At 76.9% G+C, this 892-nt stretch carries 1 protein-coding gene; it reads right to left on the bottom strand.

The window, feature by feature from the left end; genetic code table 11:
* Nucleotides 1–42: 42 nt before the first annotated feature.
* Nucleotides 43–892: dihydrolipoamide acetyltransferase family protein (locus tag ABD317_RS37315; protein WP_344296563.1), on the bottom strand; the 850-nt coding region annotated here is incomplete at its 5' end.

The raw sequence follows: 892 nt of genomic DNA, 5'->3' as shown, positions 1-892 counted from the left end.
CTCCTCCATGGCACGGGACCCTACCCGCCCCGACCCGGTCCGCTACAGCGCCCTGAGCAGCACCGCCGGATGCTCGACGCAGTCGGCCACGTACCGCAGGAAACCGCCCGCCGTGCCGCCGTCGCACACCCGGTGGTCGAAGGTGAACGACAGCTGCACCACGTGCCGCACCGCCAGCTCGCCCCCGTGCACCCACGGCTTCTCCGCTATCCGCCCCACCCCGAGCATGCCCGCCTCGGGGTGGTTGAGGATCGGCGTGGAGCCGTCGACGCCGAAGACGCCGTAGTTGTTCAGCGTGAACGTGCCGCCCGTCAGCTCCGCGGGCGTGAGCGTGCCGGCCCGCGCCGCCTCGGTCAGCCGCGCCATCTCCGCGGCGAGCCGCTCGGCGCTGAGCGCGTGCGCGTCGCGTACGACCGGGACGACCAGGCCGCGGTCCGTCTGCGCGGCGAAGCCGAGGTGGACGGCGGGCAGCCGGACTATCTCGCGGTCCCGCACCGTGGAGTTCAGCTCGGGGAAGCGGGCGAGCGCGGCGGTGCAGACGCGGCCGAGCAGCGCGAGCAGCGAGACGGGCGGGCGGTCGCCCGCCGCCGCGTTCATCGACCGCCTGGCGGCCAGCAGTTCCGTCGCGTCGGCGTCCACCCAGCACGTGACGTCGGGGATCTCGCGGCGGCTGCGGGACAGCTTGTCGGCGATGGCGCCCCGCACCCCGCGCAGCGACACCCGCTCGGCCCCGTCCGGCACGGACCCGGCCGCCCCGGCGGCGTCCCGGGGGGCCTCGGTGCCCGCGGCACGTGCGCCCGTCGCCCCGGCGGCGTACCCGGTGGAATCGGCGCCACCGGCGGGCGCGCTGGCGTCGGCGGCCGTGTCGCCGGAGGCGGTACGGCCCCCGGTC

The sequence above is a fragment of the Streptomyces synnematoformans genome (assembly GCF_039531005.1).
In the GTDB taxonomy this organism is placed as follows: domain Bacteria; phylum Actinomycetota; class Actinomycetes; order Streptomycetales; family Streptomycetaceae; genus Streptomyces; species Streptomyces synnematoformans.
The sequence above is the reverse complement of the archived record's forward strand: the minus strand, read 5'-3'. Positions and strand labels throughout refer to the sequence as shown.